This is a genomic window from Dorea sp. AGR2135, assembly GCF_000420885.1.
In the GTDB taxonomy this organism is placed as follows: domain Bacteria; phylum Bacillota; class Clostridia; order Lachnospirales; family Lachnospiraceae; genus Dorea; species Dorea formicigenerans.
In genome coordinates this window covers 53,035-79,903 of sequence record NZ_ATVU01000015.1, presented here as the reverse complement: position 1 = coordinate 79,903, position 26,869 = coordinate 53,035, and the positions used below count along the sequence as shown (strand labels likewise).

Below are 26,869 nucleotides of genomic sequence, written 5' to 3'. Positions count from 1 at the left end.
GATTATACATTCCATTTTCATAATTGCTTTTTCGTCCCATAAGATTCTCCCCCTTTTCTTTCGATTTCCGATAAAAGTAGTTTAACAGAAATCGAATAAAAAGAAAAATTTATTATAAAACGTTGTCGTCAAAATGACGGTGGATAAAAATTGATTTTAGCAACTTATCAAGAATAGTTGTCCACAAAAAATAGCCCAAATTTATTCCTAATAAAGTATTTTAATCAAAATGTAATTAATAGTTCTGTTAGATAAAGGATATTCAAAAAAATGAGGAAGAAACTGTGGATAAGTTCTTCCTCCAAAAAATAAAATTTCTCTGTTTTTTATATTTTAGTTCAGCCGAAGGCTGAACTGTTACAAAAAGATAATAAAAAAATAAAAAAAGTTATTGACAATACTCACTATATTGATGTATACTAACGAAGTCGGTTCGAGAGAGCCACAAGATATGGGATCATAGCTCAGCTGGGAGAGCATCTGCCTTACAAGCAGAGGGTCATAGGTTCGAGCCCTATTGGTCCCATATATACCTCAATATATGGCGGGATAGCTCAGTTGGCTAGAGCACGCGGTTCATACCCGCGGTGTCGCTGGTTCAAATCCAGTTCCCGCTACTTGTGTAAGAAAAGGAATTTGCAAAAGCAGATTTCTTTTTTTTGTATAAGAAATTGCATTTTCTATTATGCAAAAAAACTCTGGCTATAGTGGCCTTTCGTTGACTCTGAATATTCTCTCATGTATAATAAAAAAGGCATTGACAACGGAGAATGAAAAAAGTTTTGTGGAGGAATTAAAATGCGAGTTGGTTTGGGATACGATGTTCACAAATTAGTAGAAGGAAGAGATCTGATTATCGGAGGTGTCCAGATACCGTATGAGAAAGGTCTTTTGGGACATTCGGATGCGGATGTGCTTCTCCATGCGATTATGGATGCCCTTCTCGGAGCAGCAGCGCTTGGAGATATTGGGAAGCATTTTCCGGATACAGACTCAAAATATAAAGGAATTTCCAGTATAAAGCTTCTGGAGTATGTACGGGAGCTGATTGATGATGAGCTGTATGTGGTTGGAAATATTGATGCGACAATCATTGCACAGCGCCCGAAGATGGCACCTTATATTGAGCAGATGAAAAAAAATATTGCAGATGCCCTTGCAATTGAAGTAAGTCAGGTGAATATTAAGGCAACTACAGAGGAAGGACTTGGATTTACCGGAAGCGGAGAAGGTATTTCGGCGCAGGCAATTGCGTCACTTGAGACGATTGTGAATTACAGTTACGGTGTCGGTCCGGCAGATGTAAGTTCTGGTTGTGCAGGCAGTTGTGGCGGATGTACGGGCTGTAGTGGATGCCAGAATCCGTAGGTATCATAGTTGTGTGCTTTTGAGCCCAACATCTATATAATCTGGAATTATAAAGTAAAATGTACAGTGTGGCTGGAGGAAAGGACATATGAAAATTGAAAAGCTGGAAGTTTCACAGCATTTAGATACGAGAAAGCTTTATGAAGAGGTGTTTTCAAAAGACGAGAAAAGCTTTGTAGATTATTATTATCAGGAGAAGACAAAGGACAACATCATTTATGTTGTCCGGGAAGACGATGATATTCAGGCTATGCTGCATTTAAATCCATATACACTGATGGTCAATGGAACTGAAAAGGAATCCTATTATATTGTGGCAGTTGCAACGAGAAAGGAATACCGTGGCAGAAGGTATATGGCCGGACTTTTAAGAGAGTCTCTTTTGGATATGTACCAGGCCGGTGTAACATTTACTTATCTGATGCCGGCAGCGGAGGCTATTTATCTGCCACATGATTTCCGGACGATGTATGAACAGAATATTGAATATTATGCTCCGGAGGAGAAGCTGGCGGAAAGTATTACTGTACAGGCGGCTGAAGACAAAGATTGTGATGAAATTGCAGCCTGGGCACAGAAAGAACTGGCGGGGAAATATCAGGTTTACGCCAAGCGTGATAAGAATTATTATGAACGATTACTGAAAGAGCTGGCATGTGAAGATGGAAAGCTTATCATCTACAGAAAAGATGGACAGATTGTTGATGTAAGACCATATTATGAAGAATCTAAAGAGACGGAAGAAGCGGAAAAACAAGAGGCAAAACCGAAGATTATGATTCGGATCGTTGATGTCAGAAGAATGTTGATGTCGCTGAAGTTAAAAAGTCTTATGGCAGTCAGCTTTCAGGTTACAGACCCACTGATTCCGGAGAATAACCGTTACGTTACAATGACAGGAACGGAGTTTTCAGGACTGATGCTTATGGACGGAAAGCCAGAAACCAGTGAAGGTATTCTGCCGGTCAGTGCATTGGGAGAACTTGTCTTTGGTGCAAAAACGGTAGAAGAAATCAGTAAAGAAGAAGGAGTTTCCATGTCGGGACGAATGGAATCGGAGCTTGAAAAGATTATTCCACTTTCCAGGATTTATCTGAATGAAGTAGTTTGATTCAAGAACGCTATCGGCATTCTTGAATTCTGCAATAGACGAATACCGAAAACTATGTTATGATAAAAAATGATGTAGTCATCGTAAATATTGGCGGGCAAAGCATTATTTCACAAAAAGATTGCCCTGCATATTTATAGATTTACTTAGGAGGAATGAAAGATGAAATTTTGTCACAAATGTGGAGCTCAGTGTGAGGACGGAGCAAAGTTCTGTAAACAGTGTGGAGCAGCTTTAGCTGATGTGAATGCGAATCAAAGTCAGCAGACATACGAAGTACCACGACAGGCTCAGTATACAAGTGCAGATACGAATAATAGTCAGAATGCATATGGAAATCAGAATAATTATGGAAACCAGAATCAATATGGCGGCCCGGCAGGCGGCATGAATCAGAGATTCCCGGGAATCCAGGAGAGAAATATTGCGATTGCAGTCATTCTTTCGATTGTAACATGCGGACTCTATGGAATTTACTGGATGATCAAGCTGAATGACGAGGTTAATCAGATCTGTGGCGATACACAGGCGACAGGAGGCGGACTTGTATTTCTGTTCACGTTGATTACATGTGGAATCTATGGATGGTACTGGATGTACAAGATGGGTGAAAAATGCGATCAGATCAAGGGCGTGAATGGAAGTTCAGGAATCTTATATCTGATTCTTGGAATTTTCGGCCTCGGAATTGTAAGCTATTGTCTGATGCAGGATACAATTAATAAAGCAATTATGTAGAATCTGTGATTGACAAAATGTATTTTTTCACATATTATATATTCTAAACAGGCAAAGACCTAGAACGGAAAGAGTAACAGAATAAGAATCTGACAGAGAGAGAACGTCACCGGCTGAAAGCGTTCTTAAGAGGAATATCTGTGAAGTGCCTCCGGGAGTTGACTGGGCGAAGGATTTATCGGAATCTGGTAGTGCAGTACGTGGATACGCGTTAAGTATGAAAAGTGGAGATTGGTGTCTGCATAAGATCATAAGACAGAATCTCTAAAAGAGTGGAACCGCGGATATACTTCGTCTCTTATTATGAGAGACGAAGTTTTTTTATATATGATGCCAGGGTCAAAAGGTCTAAATCCACATGAGCTTGCTCATAAGTGGATGAAAGACCTTAGGACCCGCCCCAATATGAGCCTAAAAGTGGGATGACAATCCCACGATATGCGAATAATTGGGAGGATTGTGGGAGTGCAAAGCACGGAACAATCCGTAGGCATCATAGTTGGGGCTTTTGCCCCCAACATCTATATATTTGATCATTATATGTCAAGGGAGGAACTTAAAATGGGAGTTGTATCCTATGTCAAGGAAGAAATTCAGGTGATTCGTGAGCGGGATCCTGCAATCAAATCGAATATGGAAGTATTTTTATACCCTAGTTTTAAGGCAATTCTTCATTACAGAGTCGCACATAAATTATACAAAAAGGGACATTATGTTATGGCGCGCTGGATTTCTCAAAGAGCAGTCAGAAAGACAGGAATTGAAATCCATCCGGGTGCGACCATTGGAAAAGGTCTTTTTATTGACCACGGAAGTGGCGTTATCATTGGTGAGACGGCAGAACTTGGTGATAACATTACTTTGTATCAAGGGGTAACACTTGGCGGTACAGGAAAAGAGCAGGGAAAACGTCATCCGACGCTTGGAGATAATGTTATGGTCAGCGCAGGAGCAAAGGTTCTTGGATCATTTAAAATTGGCGAGAATTCAAAAATCGGAGCAGGATCCGTTGTGTTGAAAGAAGTACCGGCTAATTGTACAGTTGTTGGTGTCCCTGGAAGAATTGTAAAGCAGGATGGCGCAAAGATTCCACGTATGGATATGAACCAGGTAGATCTTCCGGACCCGATCAGCAATGACATCAAAGAGCTTCAGGTTGATAACCTGCGTATGCATAAAAAGCTTATGGAACTGGAAAATCAGTTAAAAATGGTTGCGCATGCCCAGTGCGCAAAAGAAGAGAAGGAGCAATAAAAATGAAGATTTATAATACAATGTCCAAGAAAAAAGAAGAATTTATACCACTTGAAGAAGGAAAAGTCCGCATGTATGTATGTGGACCTACTGTATACAACTTTATTCACATTGGTAATGCAAGACCGATGATCGTATTTGATACTGTCAGAAGATATTTCGAATATAAAGGATATGATGTAAATTATGTATCGAACTTCACGGATGTAGATGATAAGATTATTGCAAAGGCAAATGAAGAAGGTGTGACTGCTGAAGAGATTTCACAGCGTTACATTGAAGAATGTAAGAAAGATATGGCTGGCATGAATGTAAAGCCTGCAACAACAAATCCGCTTGCAACACAGGAAATTGAAGGTATGATCCAGTTGATCCAGACACTGATGGACAAGGGATATGCTTATGAAAAGAACGGTACTGTTTACTACAGAACCCGCCAGTTCAAAGAGTACGGTAAACTGTCCCACAAGAATCTGGATGATCTTCGTTCCGGAGAGCGCTCACTTCTTGTATCTGGTGCAGATGAGAAGGAAGATCCATTGGATTTTGTTCTCTGGAAACCGAAAAAAGAAGGAGAGCCATTCTGGAAATCCCCATGGAGTGACGGACGTCCGGGGTGGCATACAGAGTGTTCTGAGATGTCCAAGAAATATCTTGGAGAGCAGATAGATATTCATGCCGGTGGAGAAGATCTTGTATTCCCACATCATGAAAATGAGATTGCCCAAAGTGAGGCTGCCAATGGAAAGACATTTGCAAATTACTGGATGCACAATGCATTTTTAAATATTGACAACCGCAAGATGAGTAAGTCTCTCGGAAACTTCAGAACTGTCCGTGAGATCAGTGAGCAGTATGATCTTCAGGTGCTTCGTTTCTTTATGCTGAGCGCACACTATAGAAGTCCATTGAACTTCAGTGCTGAGCTTATGGAAGCAGCTAAGAGCAGTCTGGAGCGAATTGTAAATGCAGTAGATAACCTGAACTTCCTTATAAAAAATGCAAAGGATGAGCCGATGACTGCAGAGGAAGCAGAACTTTTCGCTCAGACAGATTCGTTTGTAAAAGCATTTGAAGATGCGATGGATGATGATTTCAATACAGCAGATGCAGTAGCTGCAATTTTTGAGCTTGTAAGATACAGCAACACCAATGCAGATGCCAAGAAGACAAAAGAGTATCTTGGAAAGATCAAAGACTTGATCGTGAAGCTTGCAGATGTTCTTGGTCTTATTGTAGAGAAGAAAGAAGAAATTCTGGCAGAGGATATTGAAAAACTTATTGAGGAGCGTCAGGCTGCAAGAAAAGCAAAGGACTTTGCAAGAGCAGATGCGATTCGTGATGAATTATTAGAAAAAGGTATCATTTTGAAAGATACAAGAGAAGGAGTACAATGGAAAAGAGCGTAGATTGGCAGTTTGACAGTTATATGCAGGAGATTTTCCAGATGAAAGAGGTGGATATCAGAGAATATTCACCTCTTGCTCTGGCTTATATTGGAGACTGCATTTTTGACCTTGTAATTAAATCTTTAGTAATGAATGAGGGAAATAAACAGGTTCAGAAAATGCATAAGGAAACCAGCTCTTATGTACAGGCATCTGCACAGTCCAAAATGATGCGTACCATTCAAGAACATTTAACAGAAGAAGAGCATGGCATATACAAACGCGGAAGGAATGCCAAAAGTGTGTCTCCCGCAAAGAATCAATCCATCACAGACTACAGACGTGCTACGGGATTTGAAGCGTTGATGGGATATCTGTATCTGAAAAAGGACTGGAAACGACTGCTGGATTTGGTGAAAATCGGGCTTTGCAGTGTTTCTGACAGGTCCGCTTTTAAGGAAGAAGAATAGCTGGCAGCAGGATTTGAGTAAGTTTTGAAGAAGGAGAATTTCATGATAGAACACAAAGACAAACATGGAAATGAAAATATGATTGAGGGACGCAATGCGGTCTTAGAAGCATTTCGTTCCGGAAAACCAGTGGACAAATTATTTGTTCTGGACGGCTGCCAGGACGGCCCGGTGCGGACGATTGTACGTGAGGCAAAGAAGCATGATACTTTGGTTCAGTTTGTAGATAAAGAACGTCTGACACAGCTTTCACAGACAGGAAGACATCAGGGAGTGATTGCTTATACAGCGGCTTATGAGTATGCACAGGTAGAGGATATGCTGGCACTGGCAAAAGAGCGGGGAGAGGATCCATTTCTTATTTTGCTGGACGATATTGAAGACCCACACAACCTGGGTGCGATTATCCGTACTGCAAATCTGGCAGGTGCGCATGGAGTCATTATTCCTAAACGAAGAGCGGTAGGACTGACGGCGACTGTGGCAAAGACATCGGCAGGAGCAATCAACTATACACCGGTTGCAAAAGTGACTAATCTGACTAAGACGATGAAAGAATTAAAAGAAAAAGGGCTTTGGTTCGTGTGTGCGGATATGGGTGGTGAGTCTATGTATAAGCTGAATCTGACAGGTCCGATCGGTCTTGTGATTGGAAATGAAGGAGAAGGTGTCAGCCGTCTTGTAAAAGAAACCTGTGATTTTGTTGCAAGCATTCCGATGAAAGGGGATATTGATTCCCTGAATGCATCTGTGGCAACCGGAGTTCTTGCATATGAGATTGTAAGACAGAGGCTTGGATAATTATGGACAGATATGAGAAGATGACAGATGAACAACTGATTCAGAAGCTGCGCGATGGAGACAACAGAATCGTAGATTATATTATGGAAAAATATAAAAATCTTGTGCGAAAAGAAGCGAATGCTATGTATCTTCTTGGAGGAGAAAATGAAGATCTGATCCAGGAAGGTATGATCGGTCTTTTTAAAGCGGTGCAGAATTATGAGCCGGATCAGAATAGTTCATTTTTCAGCTTCGCAAAACTGTGTATTTCCAGACAGCTTTACTCCGCAATCGAGGCTTCCAGGAGAAAGAAACACAGTCCGTTAAATTCTTATGTTTCACTTTATGATATGACGGAGGAGAAAGAACCTCTGATCAATACGATGGAAGCACATAAAAACAGCAATCCGGAAGAACTATTAGTCAGCCAGGAATACGCAGAACTTCTGGAAAGTAAACTGGAAGAGAGCTTAAGTGATCTTGAGAACCGTGTACTTTATCTGCATCTTATGGGCACCGATTACCGCACGATAGCAAGGCTTCTAGACAAAAGTCCAAAGACGGTGGATAATGCCTTGCAAAGAATTAAAGCAAAGACGCAAAAGATTCTGGAAAAAGAGAAGCTATGAAAAACAGGAATGCTGAAAAATAGAAATACTCGATTAGGCATTGACAACAAGTGCCGGATATTGTATATTATTAACGTTGCATAGAACATATGCGCGCTGCCTTGGCTCAGTCGGTAGAGCGTCGCCTTGGTAAGGCGGAGGTCGGCGGTTCGATTCCGCTAGGCAGCTTGTTTAAATTAACCTCGTAAATTCGCGAAGAACGTGAGTTTACGGGGTTTTTACTATCTGACTTTTTAAAATCGTATGACTGCAGGGCAAAGAAGAGTATAGCTGAAAGAAGAATTTTGGGTGTTAGAAGAGAGGTGTAGAGAGAAAATATGAGTAAGAAAAGTACAGTGATGACAGAAGGGGCAATTTGGAAAGAAATTTTATTCTTCTCCATTCCGCTCATCTTGGGAAATTTATTTCAACAATTATATAATACAGTAGATTCTATTATTGTGGGAAACTGGATTGGGAGTGAGGCATTGGCAGCAGTCGGATCCAGTGGCGCGATTATCAATCTTCTGGTTGGATTCTGTATCGGTGCATCCGCAGGTGCCGGAGTCGTTGTTTCTCAGTTTTTTGGAGCCGGGAATCGTGAAGGAGTAAGGAAAGCAGTACATACGACACTTGCAATTGCCGTGGCAGCAGGAGCGATATTGACAGTGGCAGGGGTTGTGACAACACCGATGATTTTGCGGGCAATGGACACACCGCAGGAAGTATTTGAACAATCATCACAGTATCTGCAGGTGTATTTTGGCGGAATATTTTTTTCTGTTATTTATAATATGTCAGCAGGAATTCTCAATGCAGTGGGAAATTCCAGACGGTCATTAATCTACTTGATTATTGCAGCGGTTTCCAATATATTTTTAGATATATTTTTTGTTGTGATTTTGAAAATGGGAATTATTGGAGCGGCTCTTGCAACAGATATCAGCCAGCTTTTATCCTGTATTTTTATTCTGGGATTTTTAATGAGAAGCCAGGAAAGTTATCATGTAAGACTACGTGATATTCGGTTTTATGATAATCTGCTTGGAAGGATTTTGAAGATCGGTCTGCCGACAGGATTTCAAAATATTGTTATATCCATTTCAAATGTTATTGTACAGTCCAGCGTCAATAGCTTTGGTGCAGTTGTAATGGCAGGCTATGCAGCTTATGTAAAAGTAGATGGATTCAATATTCTTCCAGTGCTGAGTTTCAGTATGGCAGCCAGTACATTTGCAGGTCAGAACGTAGGCGCAGGAAAATATGACCGCGTGAAGAAAGGAATGTGGGTATCAACAGGTATGGGCGTTGGATATACCATTATTTCCGGAATATTATTGTTAATTTTTGCGCCGCAGGTCATTGGAGTATTTTCTGGCAAACCAGATGTAGTCCAGTATGGAATTTATGTTATGAAGTTTTTCTGTCCGTTCTACTGGCTGCTTGGTTTCTTACATGTTATGGCAGGAACAGTCCGGGGAACAGGAAAGACATTTCAGACAATGGTTGTATTCCTTGTATCCTTATGTGTATGCAGAGTTATCTGGATTTGGGCGGTACTTCGAATCGACCACAAACTGTCTTATGTTATGACGGCATATCCGGTGACATGGCTGATCGGTGCAGTACTGATCGCACTCTATGTATGGAAGGGAAAATGGATGCCAGAGGCGTATTATCGAATGAAGAAAGAAGTATAGAAAGTGAGTGATGTATCATGACAGCTTTTTTAAATGATTTTAGCAAGTTTTACGGAACTGGTGAGAAAAATGAGGCGGGACAGAATCTGGAAGAATTCCTGGAACTGTATGATCCGAGAAAATATGAAACACCAAGCAATACGACAGATGCAGTCATATTTGCATATGAAGGGGAAAGCTGTGATTCTATTGACGGATTAAAGGTTCTTCTTGTAAAGAGAAGCAATCACCCAAGTATTGGTTACTGGGCACTGCCGGGCGGTTTTGCCAATATGCGGGAGAATTTAGATGAGACTGCAAGGCGTGAGCTGGAAGAAGAAACAGGTGTAAAGGGGCTTGTTATGGAACAGATTGCAACTTATGGGGATTACGACAGAGACCCGCGGACCCGCGTGATCACGACTGCATATATGGCGGTCGTTCCGGAGAATGCTGTGAAAGTACAGGCAGGTGATGACGCCGCGGATGCTGTGTGGTGTGAGGTGAATCTACAAGGAGTCAGCACAGAAGAAAGAGAGAATGATTTGAAATGCTATGAAGGCGCTGTGTCAGATCTGGAAAAACAGATGGAATATCACTATAAACTTCACGTGAAAAATGTAAGCAGAGGCTTGGATACAGAGGCAGAAGTTGTACAGACGATCCGTGGCGAGCTGGTGCGCGAGGAACATTTTCAGGTGGAAAAAGCAGGTGAGATTGCGGTCGACCACAGTGCAATTATTGTACAGGCACTTTTAACGCTCAAAAAACGTTTGTAATCTGTGCCGTCATAGGGTAAAATATTGAGTGATATGGGAATGGAAGAAGCAAGAATGCTGAGGCATTCTTGAATTAAAATAATTCATATAAATCAGGAGGAGAGAAATGGCAGAAGAGACAGTTTCTAAGAATTTTATAGAGCAGGAAATCGATAAAGATCTGGCAGAGGGAGTTTATACAGAGGTCTGCACAAGATTCCCGCCAGAGCCGAATGGATACCTTCATATCGGACATGCAAAGTCTATTCTTTTAAATTCCGGACTTGCGAAAGAATACGGTGGAACATTTCATTTAAGATTTGACGATACGAACCCGATGAAAGAGGATATGGAATTTGTAGAGTCTATCAAAGAAGATGTGCAGTGGTTAGGAGCAGATTATAAAGACCATCTGTATTTTGCTTCTAACTATTTTGATACCATGTATGAATGTGCAGTAAAATTGATCAAAAAGGGAAAAGCATATGTGTGTGATCTCAGTGCTGATGAGATTCGCGAGTACAGAGGAACACTGACAGAGCCAGGGAAGGACAGCCCATATCGTGACAGAAGTGTTGAAGAAAACTTAGAGCTTTTTGAACGCATGAAGAATGGTGAATTTGAAGATGGAACAAAGGTACTTCGTGCAAAAATCGATATGGCGTCTCCGAACATTAACATGCGAGACCCGGTCATTTACCGTGTGGCACATATGACACATCACAACACAGGGGATAAATGGTGCATTTATCCGATGTACGATTTTGCTCACCCAATTGAGGATGCAGTAGAGCATATCACACATTCTATCTGTACACTGGAGTTCGAGGATCACAGACCGCTCTATGACTGGGTCGTAAAAGAGTGCGAGTTTGATCCGGCACCGCGTCAGATTGAGTTTTCAAAATTATACCTGACAAATGTTGTGACAGGTAAGAGATACATTAAGAAACTTGTTCAGGACGGCACCGTAGATGGCTGGGATGATCCAAGACTTGTTTCCATCGCAGCACTCAGAAGAAGAGGATTCACACCGGAATCTCTGAAAATGTTTATCGAACTGTGTGGAGTATCCAAGAGCCAGAGTTCGGTAGACTATGCAATGCTTGAGTATTGTATTCGTGAGGATTTAAAATTGAAACGTCCGCGTATGATGGCAGTACTAGATCCAATTAAACTTGTGATCGACAATTATCCGAAAGGAGAGGTGGAATATCTGGAAGCAGATAATAACCTGGAGAATCCGGAACTTGGAAAGAGACAGATTCCATTCTGCAAAGAGCTTTACATTGAGCGTGACGATTTTATGATCGAGCCTCCAAAGAAATATTTCCGTCTCTTCCCAGGCAATGAAGTACGTCTTATGAATGCATATTTTGTGACCTGTACAAGTTATGAGACAGATGAAGATGGAAATGTGACAGTTGTTCACGCTACTTATGATCCAGAGACAAAATGCGGAACAGGATTTACAGGACGTAAAGTGAAAGGAACGATCCACTGGGTAGCAGCACCTTATGCAAAACAGGCAGAAATTCGTCTCTATGAGAATCTTGTAGATGAAGAGAAAGGTGTATACAATAAAGAGGACGGTTCTCTGAACCTGAATCCACATTCTCTTGAAATCCGCAAGAACTGCTATGTAGAGGATAGCTTTGCAGAGGCAAAGGGATGTGACAGCTTCCAGTTCGTAAGAAATGGATACTTCTGCATTGACAGTAAAGATTCTACACCGGAGAATCTGGTGTTCAATAGAATCGTGTCACTGAAGAGCTCTTTCAAACTGCCTAAGAAATAAAGAGGAATAACATGAACGAACTGACCATGAATCTGAAGACAGATTCAAAAGTTCCCCTCTATGAACAGATTTACAACTATATAAAAAGTGATATCCAGAATGGCAGGATTTCTTATGGAGAGAAGCTCCCTTCCACAAGAGCTCTTGCCAGACATCTGGAAATCAGCCGCAGTACGGCAGAGCTTGCGTATGAACAGTTACTGTCAGAAGGCTATATAGAATCGGAGCCGTGCAGAGGATATTTTGTAGCAAAGATTGATGAGTTATATCAGATCCGTCCTGCAAAAACACCAACAGAAGAAAAAAAAGAACAGAAGCCACGATACCGTTATGACTTTACGCCAAACGGAGTGGATTTAAAAAGCTTTCCCTACAATGCGTGGAGAAAGCTTTCTAAAGATATACTGACAGATGATAAAACAGAGCTGTTCAGATCCGGTGAATCCAAAGGGGAACTTGGGTTCCGGCAGGCAATCTGTAATTATCTGCATCAGGCCAGAGGCGTGAATTGTACACCGGGACAGGTAATTGTTGGTGCCGGAAGTGATTACATTTTAATGCTTCTTGGTATGATACTTGGAAGAGAACATGTCGTTGCATTTGAAAATCCGACATACAAACAGGCATATCGTCTCTTCCGGGGACTTGCCTATAAGACTGTTCCGGTCGGTATGGACAAAAATGGAATGAAAGTGACAGAATTGTCTGATAGTGGGGCAGATATTGCATACGTGACTCCGTCTCACCAATATCCGACAGGGATCATTATGCCGATTGGACGAAGACTGGAACTTTTGAAATGGGCGAAAGAAGAACCGGATCGTTATGTGATCGAAGACGATTACGACAGTGAGTTCCGTTATAAAGGAAAACCGATTCCGGCACTGCAGGGATATGACCGGGACGGAAAAGTTATTTATCTTGGTACATTTTCAAAATCCATTGCACCGGCAATCCGTATGAGCTATATGGTGTTGCCGGAAAAACTGCAGAAACGCTATGAACGGGAATATAGTTTTGTGAATTCAACCGTTTCAAAAGTCGATCAGATGATCGTACAGAGATTTATTGAAGAGGGCTATTATGAACGGCATTTGAATAAGACAAGAGCTATGTATAAAGGACGTCATGATACGCTGATCGAGGAATTAAAGCCTCTTTTGGGAAAATGCAAGATTTCCGGAGAACATGCAGGTGTGCATCTGCTTCTGACGTTTGAAGATGGGTATTCAGAACAGGAACTGATCGAACTTGCAAAAAAATCAGATATCCGGGTCTATGGAATGTCAGATTATCGGGTGGGTGAAGAAAACAGTAGGAAAGCAACGATTCTTCTCGGATATGCCAATTTAAGCGAAGAACAGATTAAAGAGGCGGCAAGAACTCTGTGTAAGTGCTGGGGAGCATAGAAGAGTGCAGATGGATGACTGCGATAGTAGTGAAGCAGCTGCGCATATTCAAGAATGCCTCGGCATTCTTGCTGCGAGGTGCGCGTCATGCAATTGCATGACATACTTCTACTGCGCACCTCTGCAAGTCTACACTCCGTTTCGGTCGGCGCAAAACCATTGTCCACCGGACAATGTGCGCCCTGCCGGAGGCTATATCAGTTTATGTATAGAAAAGGAGCTGCTTTTTGGCAACTCCTTTAGTAGTTTTTTAGTAAATCTTTTCGTAATTCCCTGTTAAATTTCTTCCTGTTCGGAAGTCTCTGCACCTCTACATTCCTCGGCGGCCTCATTGGATTCTGCATCAGCTTCTTCAGCTTCTTTGGCAATCGCTTCGTCTATATGTTCTTCGTCAGCTTTGTCAGCTTCCTCAACAGCTTCAGGAGCTTCTTCATCATCAGAAGCGTCTGCGTCTTCTGCCTCTTTTTTAGGTGTAAGCGGAACGTAGCCGCGCTCGCCAACTGGCTTCAGATCATTATCTAAATCAAAATCATCATCGTCCAGTTCATCATCAAAATCATCAAGATCAAGCTCTTCTTTGCTCTTAAGATAATAAACAAGACCTGCTGCAGCTCCTCCAATTGCTGCGAGACCTAATAATTTCTTTCCCCATTTAGCCATAATAATAAAATCTCCTTTCGTACGATGAAATTTCTACTAATAGCAATATTGTAATACTTTTTTAACAAAATTGAAAGGGAGAGTCTATAAAAAATATATAAATTTCCCGTAACATATTTAATAAAAATGTGAGAAATATGTCGAGCCGGGGTTGTTGAGACAAATGGGAAAATGTGCTAAAATATAAAAAGAGTATTTGTGAGAAATGACGAAACGACAGTCTAGAGGAACGCGAAGAAGGAGAAAGACATGAGTAGTGAACAGAATTTTAAAAAGTCAAAAGTAGCAAAAGTAGCAAAAAAGGGCCTTTTTCGAATTGTTTTCAGCCGAACTGGTATCATGCTGCTCCTGATTCTGATTCAGCTTGGAATCTTTATTATGATTCCATATTATCTGAATGCTTATACAACTTACATATATGGAGCATTCCGCGCAGTGAGTCTTCTGGTACTGATCCATATCATCAATTCCAAGGGGAATCCAGCGTTTAAAATGACGTGGACACTTTGTGTTCTTGTGTTTCCTGTAGTGGGAAGTTTATTCTATCTGTTTGTCCAGTTTCAGATAGGAACCAGATTTTTGAAAGCAAGACTCGCGGAACTTAGGATAGAGACAGACCCGTATATGCAGCAGGATCAGGAAATCGTAGAGGCAATTTGGGCGAGCAAATCAGCCAATGCACATTTGTCCTATTTTCTGTCACATCAGGTAGGATTTCCGACATACCGTAATACTGCAGTTAAGTATTTCCCGTTGGGAGAAGATAAATTTGCTTCCATGGTCCAGGAATTGAAAAAGGCAAAAAAGTTTATTTTTATGGAGTATTTTATCGTAGAAGAGGGATATATGTGGGAGACGATCCTGGATATATTAAAGGAAAAAGCGGCAGAAGGTGTAGAAGTCCGGTTTATGTATGATGGCATGTGTGCCATTTCGATGCTCCCTTACGATTATCCGGAACTCATCAGAAGTTATGGAATCCAGTGTAAGATGTCTAACAAGATCAAACCGTTCTTATCTACTTCACAGAATAATCGGGATCATAGAAAAATCTGTGTTATTGACGGCAAAGTAGCATATACGGGAGGTGTGAATCTCGGTGATGAATACATTAATCGAAAAGTCCGTTTTGGACATTGGAAAGATACCGCGGTTATGTTAAAAGGCGATGCTGTCCAAAGCTTTACTATGATGTTCCTTCAGATGTGGAATATTGAGGCTAGAAAACCGGAAGATTACCGCAAGTATCTGACACCGAAGGTTAAGGGGCTCAGACGGGAACTTGGATATGTTATTCCGTATGCAGATAGTCCATATGACGATGAGAACGTGGGCGAGGAAGTATACTTCCATATTTTAAATCATGCAAAGAAATATGTGCATATTATGACGCCGTATCTGATATTGGACAATGAGATGATCACAACATTGACTCGTGTGGCAAAATGCGGAATCGAAGTAATTATTATAATGCCGCATATCCCGGATAAATGGTATGCTTTTGCAGTTGCAAAAACTTATTACAAGGAACTGATCGAGAGCGGAGTACAGATTTATGAATATACACCAGGATTTGTGCATGCAAAGGTATTCGTATCGGACGATGATACTGCGACGGTAGGAAGTATTAATCTGGATTATCGGAGTTTGTATCTGCATTTTGAATGTGGAGTATTTATTTATAATAATTCTGAAGTTGACAAAGTGGAACGGGACTTTCAACAGACACTTGCAAAAAGCCATAAAGTGACGCTTATGGAAGTGAAAAAACAGACACTTGCAACCAAAATATCCGGTCAGGTATTGCGCCTGATTGCTCCACTTATGTAAAAACAGCGGATTTCTGTCGGTTTTTGTGAAAATACATTGTACAAGTGGAGAAAAATATAGTATAATGCATAAGGTGATTTATTATGTTAATAACACAGGAGGAATAGATATGGTTAAAGCAGTAGTAGGTGCAAACTGGGGAGACGAGGGTAAAGGTAAGATTACTGATATGCTCGCTCAGGAAGCGGATATCATCGTACGTTTTCAGGGAGGTGCCAACGCAGGGCATACCATTATTAATAATTATGGAAAATTTGCGCTTCACACATTACCATCCGGTGTGTTCTATGGACATACAACAAGTATTATCGGTAATGGTGTAGCACTTGATATTCCTGTATTGATGAAAGAGATTAATTCTATCGTGGAAAGAGATGTCCCGATGCCGAAGATCCTTGTATCTGACAGAGCACAGATGGTAATGTCTTACCACAAGAATTTTGACGCATATGAGGAAGAAAGACTTGGAGGAAAGTCATTCGGATCTACAAAGTCCGGAATTGCTCCGTTCTACTCAGATAAATATGCTAAGATTGGATTCCAGGTCAGTGAGTTATTTGACGATGACTTGTTAAAAGAGAAAGTTGTACGTGTGGCAGAGCAGAAGAATGTTCTTCTTGAGCATCTGTATCACAAACCGCTGATCAATCCAGACGATTTATATAAAGAGCTGCAGGAGTACAAAGAGATGATCGCACCGTATGTATGTGATACATCATTGTTCCTTCACAATGCAATCAAAGAAGGAAAGAATATCTTGTTAGAGGGACAGCTTGGTTCATTGAAAGACCCAGATCACGGAATCTATCCGATGGTTACATCATCTTCTACATTAGCCGGATATGGTGCGATCGGAGCTGGAATCCCACCATACGAGATTCAGAAGATTGTAACTGTATGTAAAGCATACTCCAGTGCTGTTGGAGCAGGAGCTTTCGTAAGTGAGATTTTTGGAGATGAGGCTGATGAACTGAGACGCCGCGGTGGAGATGGCGGAGAGTTCGGCGCTACAACCGGACGCCCGAGAAGAATGGGCTGGTTCGACTGTGTTGCTTCCAAGTATGGATGCAGAATGCAGGGAACAACAGATGTAGCATTTACAGTTCTTGATGTGCTTGGATACCTGGAAGAGATTCCGGTATGTGTAGGATATGAGATTAATGGAGAGATTACAACAGACTTCCCACCGACACATTATCTTGAGAAAGCAAAACCAGTTCTTAAAAAGCTTCCAGGATGGAACTGTGATATCCGTGGTATCAAGAAGTATGAAGAGCTTCCGGAAAACTGCAGAAAATACATCGAGTTTGTTGAGCAGGAGATTGGATACCCGATTACAATGGTATCTAACGGACCAGGACGTGAGGACATCATTTACCGTGAGTCACCACTCAGTAAATAATGATTGAAAATCAGAGATTGCAGACTGAAAACTGAGAGTTATAGTCATGGATCTTATACTGTAAGACGAAATAATAAGAGATTACTTCGAATGGGAGGTAATCTCTTTTTTATATGTTAGGAAAGTTCTTTCCTAACATATAAAAAACGCTCCGCTAGGGATGCGCACTGCGGCGTACAAGGTAGGTGTCGCAAGCGACCGCCGCAGGCGCAAGAATGTGCCGAGGCACATTCTTTGTTCTAATCGGAAATTGCATTTATTTTATAAATTCATAAGGTTTTCTTCAGATTCCTTCCACAGGTCGTACACATTTTCCTGTTAATATTACAGATGTCAGATGAAAAATCATCTGGCGGGGAGTTCATAAACGTTGCAGAGACAAAAATATATGGAACAAAAGCAGTCATAAAAGCAGACATAGCACCATATAATAGTAAAGTCGGGATAAACAGACTGATTAACAGGTGTTGTAGGAGGTATTGCAATGGAGAACAATAACAGGGAAACGAAAGATTACCAGCAGCCAATATCGCCGCTGGAGTATTTGAACAAAAGAAAAGAGAAAAAAGAGAAACGAAAATATGGATTTACTTCGGACTATTCTGGTCGCCCTGGTCCTCTGAGTTTATGTCAGTGTCTCTTCTAGTAACACGGTACACAAGAATATAGGCATAAATCAGTACCGGGAGAATAATCGTGCATGCAATGGAAGCCCTGAGGAAAGTCAGGGATACATCCGAGTCGATAAATGCAAATATAAGTGTGCTGGCGTAGAGTGCGAATAAAAGCATGGCACCGGCAAGAGCAAGAATACGTTTTACTTTTTTCATAAGAAAGTCCTTTCAATTTGATCAACTAGCATCATTATATAAAATCGGCAGTAAAAAAGCAAACAGGTCTTTGAAAATATGAAAAAATGTTATATAATAAGACGGATAGGATGAAAAGATACAAAGGAGTATATTAAGATGAGTCGTACATTATTAGAGCAGTGGAAAGATATTGCATATGACGAGAGCGCTGACAGAGCAACTCTGCAGAGATTCTGGGGAACATATTTCCAGATTGAGAAAGAGATTTATGAACAGCTTCTTTCGAATCCGGACGAGGAAGTAAAAGGAACAGTAAAAGAACTTGCTGAGAAGTATGGACAGGAAGTTCTGACTATGGTAGGTTTCTTAGATGGAATCGATGAGAGCTTAAAAGAACCAAATCCGATTGAGACAATGGATGAGAATACAGTTGTAAGCCTTGCATTTGATAAAGAGAAGCTTTATAAGAACATGGTTGCAGCAAAAGCTGACTGGTTATATGAACTTCCACAGTGGAAAGAGATTTATTCTGAGGAAGAGCTGAAGAAGCTTTACAAAGAGCAGAAAGAATCCACAACAATCCGCAAGGAGAAGAAGATTGGAAGAAATGATCCATGTCCGTGTGGCTCCGGTAAGAAATACAAGAAGTGCTGCGGTAAGAATCTGTAAGAACTTCTTGACAACCACATCTTCGATGCTATAATGAGACATATGAAAACACGATGAAGAGACGAGTAAGTTGGGAACGTGATACCAGAGAGAGAAGCCGCAGGCTGAGAGCTTCTTATCCACAGAACCTTCTGAAGACTACCTCTGAGTGGCTGTAAAGCGGTCCGGTGACTCCGTTATCGTCAAGAATGAAGTGAATCTGATTTTATTTATGATCAGATTAAGCAGGGTGGAACCGCGAGAAGAGAACTCGTCCCTTACAGCATATTTGCTGTGAGGGACTTTTTGTATAATGAAAATTACATCTTCTATTATACAAAAGCCTCCGGCAGGATGCACCAAGACACATTCGTTGTTCTTGTATTACTTAGAAAATTCAGGCAGGTGATAAGATGAATTCAATGAAAGATTGTTATGAACTGGAAAATGGTGTGAAGATTCCGTGCATGGGATATGGCACCTACAAGGCAGCAGAAGGAAATAATGAAGGCATTATAAAAACTGCGATTGAAGCAGGATACAGGTATTTTGATACAGCATCTTTCTATGATACAGAAGAAGCGCTTGGAAGAAAACGAGTTCTGGAACATCCACTATTAGGAGGACTTGCAGAAAAATATAACAAATCAGCAGCGCAGATCTGTCTTCGCTATGAGATACAACGACAGGTCATACCACTTCCGAAAGCATCGACAAAGGAACGGATGGTACAGAATTATCAAGTGTTTGATTTTGAGATTGAAAAGGAGGATATGTATCGGATCGATTCTATGCAGCCAGCAGGCTGGTCAGGAGAGCATCCGGATTTTCCAAGAGTAAAATAAGGAATATTTAAGAAGCATAAGATGAGTGAACAGACAAAAACATGGAATAAATATATCCACAAAGTACAGAATTACGAAACAGATCAGATGGGAATCGTACATCATTCCAATTATATCCGCTGGTTTGAGGAAGCAAGATGCGACCTTTTGGATTATATGGGCGTCGGATTTGCAGATCTGGAGAAACAGGGGATAATCAGTCCGATTCTTTCGGTGGAAGCGGATTATCTGAGAATGGTCTATTACGGAGATACGGTCAGTATTGACGCATATATTAAGGAATATAACGGAATAAAACTAACCGTTGGATATGAAGTTAAGGACGATAGAACAGGAATGGTTCATTGTCGTGGAACAAGCAAGCATTGTTTCATAGATAAGACAGGAAGGCCACTGGTACTTCGAAAGTCTTTCCCGGAACTCAATGAAGCATTTGAGGCTGGGGTAAAGATACATAAAGAAAACAAAAAAGCATTAATAAAGAAGAGAGAGGATAAATAGCATGAAGATCACATTAAAAGACGGCTCTGTAAAAGAGTATGAACACAGCATGTCAGTTATCGACATTGCAAAAGATTTAAGCGAAGGACTTGCAAGAGTTGCAACATCAGGAAGAGTCAATGGAGAACTGGTAGATCTGCGTACAGTTGTAGATTCTGACAGTGAAGTAGAAATCCTGACATTTGATAATGAGGAAGGAAAAGGAGCATTTTTCCATACAACATCTCATATCATGGCTCAGGCAATCAAGAGACTCTATCCGGAGACAAAACTTGCGATTGGACCTTCCATCGAAAATGGATTTTATTATGATTTGGATCGTGAGACGCCATTTGTGGCAGAAGATCTTGAAAAAATCGAGAAAGAGATGAAGAAGATTGTTAAAGAAGATCTTGAAATCACAAGATTTACGAAGCCAAGAGATGAGGCTATCGCTTACTTCAAAGAGAAGGATGAGCCTTACAAAGTAGAATTGATCGAGGATCTTCCGGAAGATGCAGAAATCAGTTTCTATCAGCAGGGTGAGTTCGTTGATTTATGTGCAGGCCCACATCTGATGACAACAAAGCCGGTAAAAGCAATCAAGCTTACAAGTCTTGCAGGTGCTTACTGGAGAGGAAATGAAAAGAACAAGATGCTTACAAGAATTTATGGTATTTCTTATCCTAAGAAAGCACAGCTTGATGAGTATCTTACAATGTTGGAAGAAGCTAAAAAACGTGATCACAGAAAACTCGGTAAAGAGCTTGGACTCTTTATGATGTGTGAAGAAGGACCGGGATTCCCATTCTTCCTTCCGAAGGGAATGGTTCTTAAGAATACACTGCTTGATTACTGGAGAGAACTTCACAAAAAAGCGGGTTATGTAGAAGTATCTACCCCAATTATCTTAAGCAGACATCTTTGGGAGACATCCGGACACTGGGATCACTATAAAGAGAACATGTACACAACACAGATCGACGGAGAAGACTATGCTATAAAACCAATGAACTGTCCAGGTGGAATGCTTGTGTATAAAGCAGAGCCACGTTCATACAAAGACCTTCCACTTCGTGTCGGTGAGCTTGGTTTAGTACATCGTCATGAAAAATCCGGTCAGTTACATGGACTGATGCGTGTACGTTGCTTCACACAGGATGATGCACATATCTTTATGATGCCAGAGCAGATTCGTGACGAGATCAAAGGCGTTGTAGCATTGATCGATGCGGTATACAGCCTGTTCGGATTTAAATATCATGTAGAACTTTCTACACGTCCGGAAAACAGTATGGGAACGGACGAAGACTGGGAGCTTGCTACAGAAGGACTTCGTGGGGCGTTAAATGACCTTGGACTTGATTATGTAGTCAATGAAGGCGACGGAGCATTTTACGGACCGAAGATTGACTTCCATCTGACAGACTCTATTGGCAGAACATGGCAGTGTGGAACAATTCAGTTAGATATGCAGCTCCCACAGAGATTTGAACTTGAGTACACAGGAGCTGACGGAGAGAAACATCGTCCGATCATGATCCACCGTGTAGCATTCGGTTCTATTGAGCGATTCATTGGAATCCTGATTGAACATTTCGCAGGAGCATTCCCGACATGGTTAGCTCCGGTACAGGTAAAAGTACTTCCAATCTCTGATAAATATATGGATTACGCCAATAAAGTTCTTGATGAGTTAAATGCAGCAGGTGTTCGTGCTGAGGTCGACTCCAGAGCAGAGAAGATCGGATACAAGATTCGTGAGGCTCAGATGCAGAAGATACCATACATGCTTGTTGTAGGTGAAAAAGAGCAGGAGGCAGATCTCGTATCAGTAAGAAGCCGTTTTGCAGGAGATGAAGGACAGAAGAATCTGGAAACATTTATTGCAGATATTCAGACAGAGATTGCTGACAGAGTAAAACGAGAAGTTGTAAAAGAAGACGAAAAATAAAATAATAAGAATATTTTTGCGGCATGAGGGCATAATAAGCTATGTTATAAAATAAAGGAGGTAGCATTATGCCAGAATTAAAATGTACAGTACAGACATGTCTGCATAACCAGAATTATTATTGTGATCTTGATAGTATCAAAGTAGGTGGAAGCTCTGCAAAACATGCACAGGATACATGCTGTGACAGCTTTGAAGAGAGAAAAGATGGAAACAGTTACAGTAATACTATGAAAGAGGCATCTCCAAAGAGTGAGATTGACTGTAAGGCTACAGAATGTATGTACAATGAACAGTGTCACTGTCATGCCGGAAAAATCAGTGTGGAAGGCGGAAATGCCAGTCGATGTCAGGAGACAGAATGCGCAACATTTAGTTGTGGCTGTCATTAGCTAAAAATGAATATATGTGATTAGAAAAAGAGAGGCAAGGCCTCTCTTTTTTTTGTATAATAGGAAATTGCATTTCCTATTATACAAAAAGCCTCCGGCAGGATGCGCACTCGCGCGAATAAGAATTATGTCGCAAGCGACCGCGCTCGGCGCGAGAATGTGCCAAGGCACATTCTTTGTTCTATATTTTCTTTAGAATTTCTTCAAAGTTTCGCAGTTGACGGGGTATATTTCTGAGGGTATAATAATTATACATGCTTAGGAAAGAAGAGAAGAATATGGGTAATATAGAAATTAAAGCTCGAGAAGAAAAAAAACAACGTGAAAAAGCCTATTACGAGGAAGCGCCGCAGATTGGAGGACGCAGACCCTCCAGAATACGGCAGCAGATTAACCGGGGAATGACAGTATTTGTAATTGTTGCAGCCTGTATTCTGTTTTATTTTGCGCTTTTAAGATTAGGACATATTTCGGATGTGATTTTTAAAATTATAGATGTATTAAAACCGGTATTGTACGGGTGTGCTATTGCATATCTCTTAAATCCGATTGTAAAAAGGGTAGATGCATTTTTGATTCCCAAGCTTCAGGAACGCATGAAAAAGCCGGAGAAGGCTGAAAAGGTATCCAGAAGTGTCGGTATCTTCGTATCGTTAATCATATTAATTGTGTTGATTACGGTATTATTAAATATGCTGATACCGGAACTCTACAGCAGTATCCGTAATATGGTACTGACATTGCCAAAACAGGTCAATGATGCACGGGATAAGATTAATTCTATCCAACTGGAAGACAGTACAACAGTTGCTATTTTGAAAAATGCGCTGGAAGAAGGAACGACAATGTTGACAAATTGGCTGCGTACTGATCTGATGACGCAGGTGAACAGTCTGATGTCGAACCTGACAGTCGGAATCTTCAATGCTATCAGTGAAGTTTTTAACATGCTGATTGGTGTAATTGTATCTGTTTACATACTTTATAGTAAAGAAATATTTGCACGACAGTGTAAGAAAGCGGTTTATGCATTGTTCCGTGCAGATCGTGCCAATATGGTTCTTCATATTACAACAAAAAGTAATGAGATCTTCGGAGGATTTGTGATCGGCAAGATTCTGGATTCCGCAATTATCGGTCTGTTGTGCTTTATTGGCCTGACAATTCTGAATATGCCATATACAATGTTGGTAAGTGTGATTGTAGGAGTGACAAATGTAATTCCGTTTTTTGGGCCATATATCGGAGCGATTCCAAGTGCGATATTGATCGCATTGGAAGATCCAATGAAAGGAGTTTATTTCCTGATATTTATTTTGGTTTTACAACAGTTTGACGGGAATATTCTGGGACCGAAGATTCTTGGAAACTCTACCGGACTGTCAGCATTCTGGGTCGTAACATCTATTTTGCTCGGTGGCGGATTGTTTGGCTTTGTCGGTATGGTTATGGGAGTCCCGACATTTGCAGTCATCTATTATATTGTAGATATGATTTTGGATAATAAGTTAAAGAAAAAGAAACTGCCTGTCCGGTCAGATTCATATGACGAATGGAGTTATGTGGATTCTTCGGGAGAGTATATCCATTCAGAAGAGATTAAGAGTAAAGCAGAGGAAAAATAAAAGAAAAGCAGAAGGGAGCATAAATTATGCCAATTCGTGTACAAAATGACCTTCCGGTAAAAGAGATACTGGAAAAAGAAAATATATTTGTGATGGATGAACATCGTGCAACACATCAGGATATCCGTCTGATAAAAATTGGACTTCTGAATTTGATGCCGCTTAAGGAGGATACAGAACTGCAGATTTTACGATCCTTGTCCAATACACCGCTTCAGATTGATGTAACATTTGTGGCTGTATCCAGTCATGAATCTAAGAATACATCGTCCAGCCATCTGAATAAATTTTACGAGAAATTTTCAGATATAAAAGATCAGAAATTTGATGGATTTATCATTACCGGAGCACCGGTAGAACAAATACCATTCGAAGAAGTGGATTACTGGAAAGAGTTAGAAGAGATTATGGAGTGGACCAAGACACATGTTATGTCTACCATCCATCTGTGCTGGGGAGCTCAGGCAGGATTGTATTATCATTATGGAATTCAGAAAGAACAGTTAGACCATAAATTATTTGGAGTGTTCAGACACCGCGTCCTGAACCGTAGAATTCCGCTTGTACGTGGATTTGATGATGTGTTCTATGCGCCGCATTCCAGACATACAGATGTGCCGGTTGAGAAACTGCGTGCAGATGACAGAATTACAATCTTGGCAGAATCTGATGAAGCAGGAGCATTTCTGTCTATGGCAAAGGATGGACGTCAGATTTTTGTGATGGGGCATCCAGAGTATGATCGCATGACACTGGATCAGGAGTATAAGAGAGATCTTTCAAAAGGACTTCCGATTGATATACCGAAGAATTATTATCCAGATGATAATCCGGACAATCGTCCGCTTCTGACATGGCGTGCACAGGCGAACAATCTTTACACAAACTGGCTGAATTACTACGTTTATCAGGTAACTCCGTATGACTTGGACGGAACCCCGGATTTAGAAGCATTTACGCAGTTTCAGAAGGATTCTGCGGAAGAAGACGGATAATACGGACTGAATATTCGAGCAATACTATCAGTTGCCAAAGCATCTTTCGAATGAAATTGATAAGCTGGATAATGAATTGGAAAAACTCTCAGAGTCAGGAGAAGAGATTATTGATTCAAGATACAAGCAAGAAAAGAAGAACAGCATTATTACATTTCCTGGTGATTCGTTGGTTGTGTAATTATGATATGGATTCTGTTTCAGATACAGCCTTTACAACCTATCATAATTATAGTAAAATTATATCATAATAAATGGAGGTGATATGATGATTATAAAAGCATCAACAGCGTTGAGAAATGATTATGCTGGAATATCCAATCTTGCGAAAGAGACGAATGAGCCGATTTATATTACAAAGAATGGTGACGGTGATTTGGTTGTTATGAATATAGAAGCATTTGAGAAAAGAGAGCAGATGCTGGAATTAAGAGAGAAAGTTCTGAAGGCAGAGCAGGAGCGTATCGAAGGACAACCGACCATGAGTGTTGCAGAAGCAAGAAGACGATTGAGAGAACGGGCAAATGAAGTATAAAGTAGAGATTCCCCCAGCAGCATGGGAAGATTTAAAGAAGATTGAAGATTGGCATTTAATCAATTTTGATGTGGAGACAGCAATAAAAGTCAGTGACCATATTTTAGACGGAATCGAAAGGTTAGGGGACTTTCCGGATTCTGGATCAAGGACACCTGATGACTGGCTGAACGAACAAGGCTATAGAATGGTGATAAGCGGTAAACATGTGTCAATTTACAGAGTAATCAAGAACACAGTATATATTTATCACATTGCGGATACGAGAACTGAATATACGAAGTTATTCAAATAAGGAAGGTCTTCCAGTGGGCATACTGGAAGGCTTTCTTTATGCATAAAATATGAAAGAAAAAGATATAAAATAAGTTTCCGTGGAGACAAATTGGTGGTATTATAATATTACTTGGAGACAAAAAGTCTGGAAAAGCCGATAACTGCACGGTTTTAGAATATAATAACAGTAAGTAACTGGTTAAATTACTACGTTTATCAGGTAACCCCTGTATGTTATGAAAGATACATAGAAAGAGAGGTCTTAAATATGCCATTACCAAAAGAAAATTATGGTTGCACGGTTGATGATATTTATGCTTTGCCAGAGTAGAACGTGCAGAACTTTTAGATGGGAAAATTTATGATATGGCACCGCCAACTTCAACACATCCATTCATGCTTGGAGATTTACATTACAGTATACGTGATTTTATATTGAATCATAAAGGCTCATGTCAAGTGGGAATGGCTCCATTTGCCGTTTTTTTTGAATGATGACGATAGAAATTATGTTGAGCCGGATTTATCAGTGATTTGCAATCTATCAAAGATTGATGAAAAAGGCTGTCATGGTGCACCGGACTGGATTATTGAAATTGTATCCCCGAGTAGTGAGAGAATGGACTATGTTGTAAAACAATTTAAATATCGGACTGCCGGAGTGCGTGAATATTGGGTGATTGATAAGCCGTTACAGAAGGTCACGGTATTTGATTTTGAAAATGATAAGATGTTTGAATATGATTTTACACAGAAGATACCGGTTGCTATATATAATGGAGAACTGGAAATAGAATTATCAAGGTTTGCTTAGGTGTTAACTAGTGGACCAAGTTCGCCGAGGCATTCTTGAATGGAATGATTCTCTCTATCTGTTCAAGACCGAGAATTGTACGTATCAAATAACTTGACGCAAAGTTTGACAGATGTCTTTACTACGATAGGTGAGACGGCTTTAAAAACAGAAACACCGATTTGTTTTTTTATTGATGAAATACAATATATGAAGCAAGAACAGTTGGGATCATTAATTGCGGCGTTGCATAGAACA

At 40.6% G+C, this 26,869-nt stretch carries 26 protein-coding genes, 3 tRNA genes, 1 pseudogene and 2 other annotated features; of the genes and pseudogenes, 28 read left to right on the top strand and 2 right to left on the bottom strand.

Annotation, left to right across the window (positions count from 1 at the left end; all coding sequences use genetic code 11):
* The first annotated feature begins 453 nt into the window (after positions 1–453).
* The 15 genes from G593_RS0110725 to pdxR all read left to right on the top strand — a co-directional run bounded on the left by G593_RS0110725 (position 454) and on the right by pdxR (position 13,364).
* Positions 454–526, top strand: a tRNA-Val gene (locus G593_RS0110725).
* A 17-nt stretch (positions 527–543) separates the two neighbouring features.
* Positions 544–617, top strand: a tRNA-Met gene (locus G593_RS0110720).
* 181 nt (positions 618–798) lie between these two features.
* Positions 799–1,368, top strand: a complete 570-nt coding sequence (ispF, locus tag G593_RS0110715) for a 2-C-methyl-D-erythritol 2,4-cyclodiphosphate synthase (RefSeq protein ID WP_005339228.1) — start codon at positions 799–801, stop codon at positions 1,366–1,368.
* A gap of 88 nt (positions 1,369–1,456) precedes the next feature.
* On the top strand, positions 1,457–2,479 hold the full coding sequence (locus G593_RS0110710) for a GNAT family N-acetyltransferase (RefSeq protein ID WP_029731667.1): 1,023 nt from the start codon (positions 1,457–1,459) through the stop codon (positions 2,477–2,479).
* A 162-nt stretch (positions 2,480–2,641) separates the two neighbouring features.
* Positions 2,642–3,217 carry a DUF4234 domain-containing protein gene (locus G593_RS0110705; RefSeq protein ID WP_005331468.1) on the top strand — a complete coding sequence of 192 codons (576 nt, stop codon included), beginning with the start codon at positions 2,642–2,644 and terminating at the stop codon, positions 3,215–3,217.
* Positions 3,218–3,268: 51 nt separating this feature from the next.
* Positions 3,269–3,519 (top strand) — a binding site (T-box leader).
* A gap of 259 nt (positions 3,520–3,778) precedes the next feature.
* Positions 3,779–4,471 (top strand): serine O-acetyltransferase, encoded by a 693-nt coding sequence (gene cysE, locus G593_RS0110700; protein ID WP_005339233.1) that lies wholly within the window; start codon positions 3,779–3,781, stop codon positions 4,469–4,471.
* A 2-nt stretch (positions 4,472–4,473) separates the two neighbouring features.
* Complete coding sequence (cysS, locus tag G593_RS0110695; RefSeq protein WP_005339235.1) at positions 4,474–5,880, top strand: cysteine--tRNA ligase; 1,407 nt, start codon at positions 4,474–4,476, stop codon at positions 5,878–5,880.
* Complete coding sequence (locus G593_RS0110690) at positions 5,865–6,329, top strand: Mini-ribonuclease 3 (protein WP_029731666.1); 465 nt, start codon at positions 5,865–5,867, stop codon at positions 6,327–6,329. Before cysS ends, G593_RS0110690 begins: the two co-directional genes overlap by 16 nt.
* 42 nt (positions 6,330–6,371) lie before the next feature.
* Positions 6,372–7,130, top strand: coding sequence for a 23S rRNA (guanosine(2251)-2'-O)-methyltransferase RlmB (gene rlmB, locus G593_RS0110685; protein ID WP_005331454.1), 759 nt, complete (start codon positions 6,372–6,374; stop codon positions 7,128–7,130).
* Positions 7,131–7,132: 2 nt separating this feature from the next.
* Positions 7,133–7,741 (top strand): RNA polymerase sporulation sigma factor SigH, encoded by a 609-nt coding sequence (sigH, locus tag G593_RS0110680; RefSeq protein WP_005331453.1) that lies wholly within the window; start codon positions 7,133–7,135, stop codon positions 7,739–7,741.
* A 95-nt stretch (positions 7,742–7,836) separates the two neighbouring features.
* Positions 7,837–7,909, top strand: a tRNA-Thr gene (locus G593_RS0110675).
* Positions 7,910–8,058: 149 nt separating this feature from the next.
* Positions 8,059–9,420 carry an MATE family efflux transporter gene (locus G593_RS0110670; RefSeq protein WP_022279069.1) on the top strand — a complete coding sequence of 454 codons (1,362 nt, stop codon included), beginning with the start codon at positions 8,059–8,061 and terminating at the stop codon, positions 9,418–9,420.
* A 17-nt stretch (positions 9,421–9,437) separates the two neighbouring features.
* Positions 9,438–10,178 carry an NUDIX domain-containing protein gene (locus G593_RS0110665; RefSeq protein WP_029731665.1) on the top strand — a complete coding sequence of 247 codons (741 nt, stop codon included), beginning with the start codon at positions 9,438–9,440 and terminating at the stop codon, positions 10,176–10,178.
* A 106-nt stretch (positions 10,179–10,284) separates the two neighbouring features.
* Entirely contained in the window at positions 10,285–11,955 is a 1,671-nt protein-coding gene (locus G593_RS0110660; protein WP_029731664.1) for a glutamine--tRNA ligase/YqeY domain fusion protein, read from the top strand.
* An 11-nt stretch (positions 11,956–11,966) separates the two neighbouring features.
* Positions 11,967–13,364, top strand: coding sequence for a MocR-like pyridoxine biosynthesis transcription factor PdxR (pdxR, locus tag G593_RS0110655; RefSeq protein WP_005339243.1), 1,398 nt, complete (start codon positions 11,967–11,969; stop codon positions 13,362–13,364).
* A 276-nt stretch (positions 13,365–13,640) separates the two neighbouring features.
* Here pdxR and G593_RS18570 read toward each other — a convergent pair whose 3' ends face one another.
* The gene (locus tag G593_RS18570; RefSeq protein ID WP_022279073.1) at positions 13,641–14,024 is read right to left on the bottom strand and encodes a hypothetical protein; all 384 of its coding nucleotides are present in this window, start codon (positions 14,022–14,024) and stop codon (positions 13,641–13,643) included.
* A 249-nt stretch (positions 14,025–14,273) separates the two neighbouring features.
* On the opposite strand from G593_RS18570, the gene cls reads away from it, so the two are divergent.
* Together cls and G593_RS0110640 are read left to right on the top strand one after the other, a co-directional pair.
* Positions 14,274–15,854, top strand: coding sequence for a cardiolipin synthase (gene cls, locus G593_RS0110645; protein ID WP_005339245.1), 1,581 nt, complete (start codon positions 14,274–14,276; stop codon positions 15,852–15,854).
* Between the two features lie 109 nt (positions 15,855–15,963).
* Complete coding sequence (locus G593_RS0110640) at positions 15,964–17,256, top strand: adenylosuccinate synthase (protein WP_005339246.1); 1,293 nt, start codon at positions 15,964–15,966, stop codon at positions 17,254–17,256.
* Between the two features lie 587 nt (positions 17,257–17,843).
* Here G593_RS0110640 and G593_RS19495 read toward each other — a convergent pair.
* Complete coding sequence (locus G593_RS19495; RefSeq protein ID WP_005339248.1) at positions 17,844–18,086, bottom strand: hypothetical protein; 243 nt, start codon at positions 18,084–18,086, stop codon at positions 17,844–17,846.
* Positions 18,087–18,224: 138 nt separating this feature from the next.
* Between G593_RS19495 and G593_RS0110630 the strand changes: the two genes are divergently transcribed.
* The 11 genes and pseudogenes from G593_RS0110630 (at position 18,225) to G593_RS21485 (ending at position 26,632) form a co-directional block, all read left to right on the top strand.
* Positions 18,225–18,737 carry an SEC-C metal-binding domain-containing protein gene (locus tag G593_RS0110630; protein ID WP_005339251.1) on the top strand — a complete coding sequence of 171 codons (513 nt, stop codon included), beginning with the start codon at positions 18,225–18,227 and terminating at the stop codon, positions 18,735–18,737.
* 44 nt (positions 18,738–18,781) lie between these two features.
* Positions 18,782–18,998: a binding site (T-box leader), on the top strand.
* 131 nt (positions 18,999–19,129) lie between these two features.
* A complete protein-coding gene (locus G593_RS0110625; RefSeq protein WP_029731662.1) occupies positions 19,130–19,561 on the top strand; it encodes an aldo/keto reductase in 432 nt (143 codons plus the stop codon).
* 21 nt (positions 19,562–19,582) lie between these two features.
* Entirely contained in the window at positions 19,583–20,062 is a 480-nt protein-coding gene (locus tag G593_RS0110620) for an acyl-CoA thioesterase (protein ID WP_005333087.1), read from the top strand.
* 1 nt (position 20,063) lies between these two features.
* Positions 20,064–21,995, top strand: a complete 1,932-nt coding sequence (gene thrS / locus G593_RS0110615) for a threonine--tRNA ligase (RefSeq protein ID WP_029731661.1) — start codon at positions 20,064–20,066, stop codon at positions 21,993–21,995.
* 68 nt (positions 21,996–22,063) lie between these two features.
* Entirely contained in the window at positions 22,064–22,387 is a 324-nt protein-coding gene (locus G593_RS0110610) for a DUF1540 domain-containing protein (protein ID WP_005339256.1), read from the top strand.
* 278 nt (positions 22,388–22,665) lie between these two features.
* Positions 22,666–24,012 (top strand): AI-2E family transporter, encoded by a 1,347-nt coding sequence (locus G593_RS0110605; protein ID WP_242827080.1) that lies wholly within the window; start codon positions 22,666–22,668, stop codon positions 24,010–24,012.
* A 26-nt stretch (positions 24,013–24,038) separates the two neighbouring features.
* Entirely contained in the window at positions 24,039–25,007 is a 969-nt protein-coding gene (gene metA / locus G593_RS0110600) for a homoserine O-acetyltransferase MetA (protein ID WP_022279079.1), read from the top strand.
* A gap of 31 nt (positions 25,008–25,038) precedes the next feature.
* Positions 25,039–25,188: a hypothetical protein gene (locus G593_RS20125; protein ID WP_155961794.1), complete on the top strand. Its 150-nt coding sequence runs from the start codon at positions 25,039–25,041 to the stop codon at positions 25,186–25,188.
* A gap of 87 nt (positions 25,189–25,275) precedes the next feature.
* Complete coding sequence (locus G593_RS0110590; protein WP_022279080.1) at positions 25,276–25,542, top strand: type II toxin-antitoxin system prevent-host-death family antitoxin; 267 nt, start codon at positions 25,276–25,278, stop codon at positions 25,540–25,542.
* Positions 25,532–25,837, top strand: a complete 306-nt coding sequence (locus G593_RS0110585) for a type II toxin-antitoxin system RelE/ParE family toxin (RefSeq protein ID WP_029731658.1) — start codon at positions 25,532–25,534, stop codon at positions 25,835–25,837. Before G593_RS0110590 ends, G593_RS0110585 begins: the two co-directional genes overlap by 11 nt.
* 249 nt (positions 25,838–26,086) lie before the next feature.
* Positions 26,087–26,632: pseudogene (locus G593_RS21485) on the top strand (Uma2 family endonuclease).
* Positions 26,633–26,869: the final 237 nt, after the last annotated feature.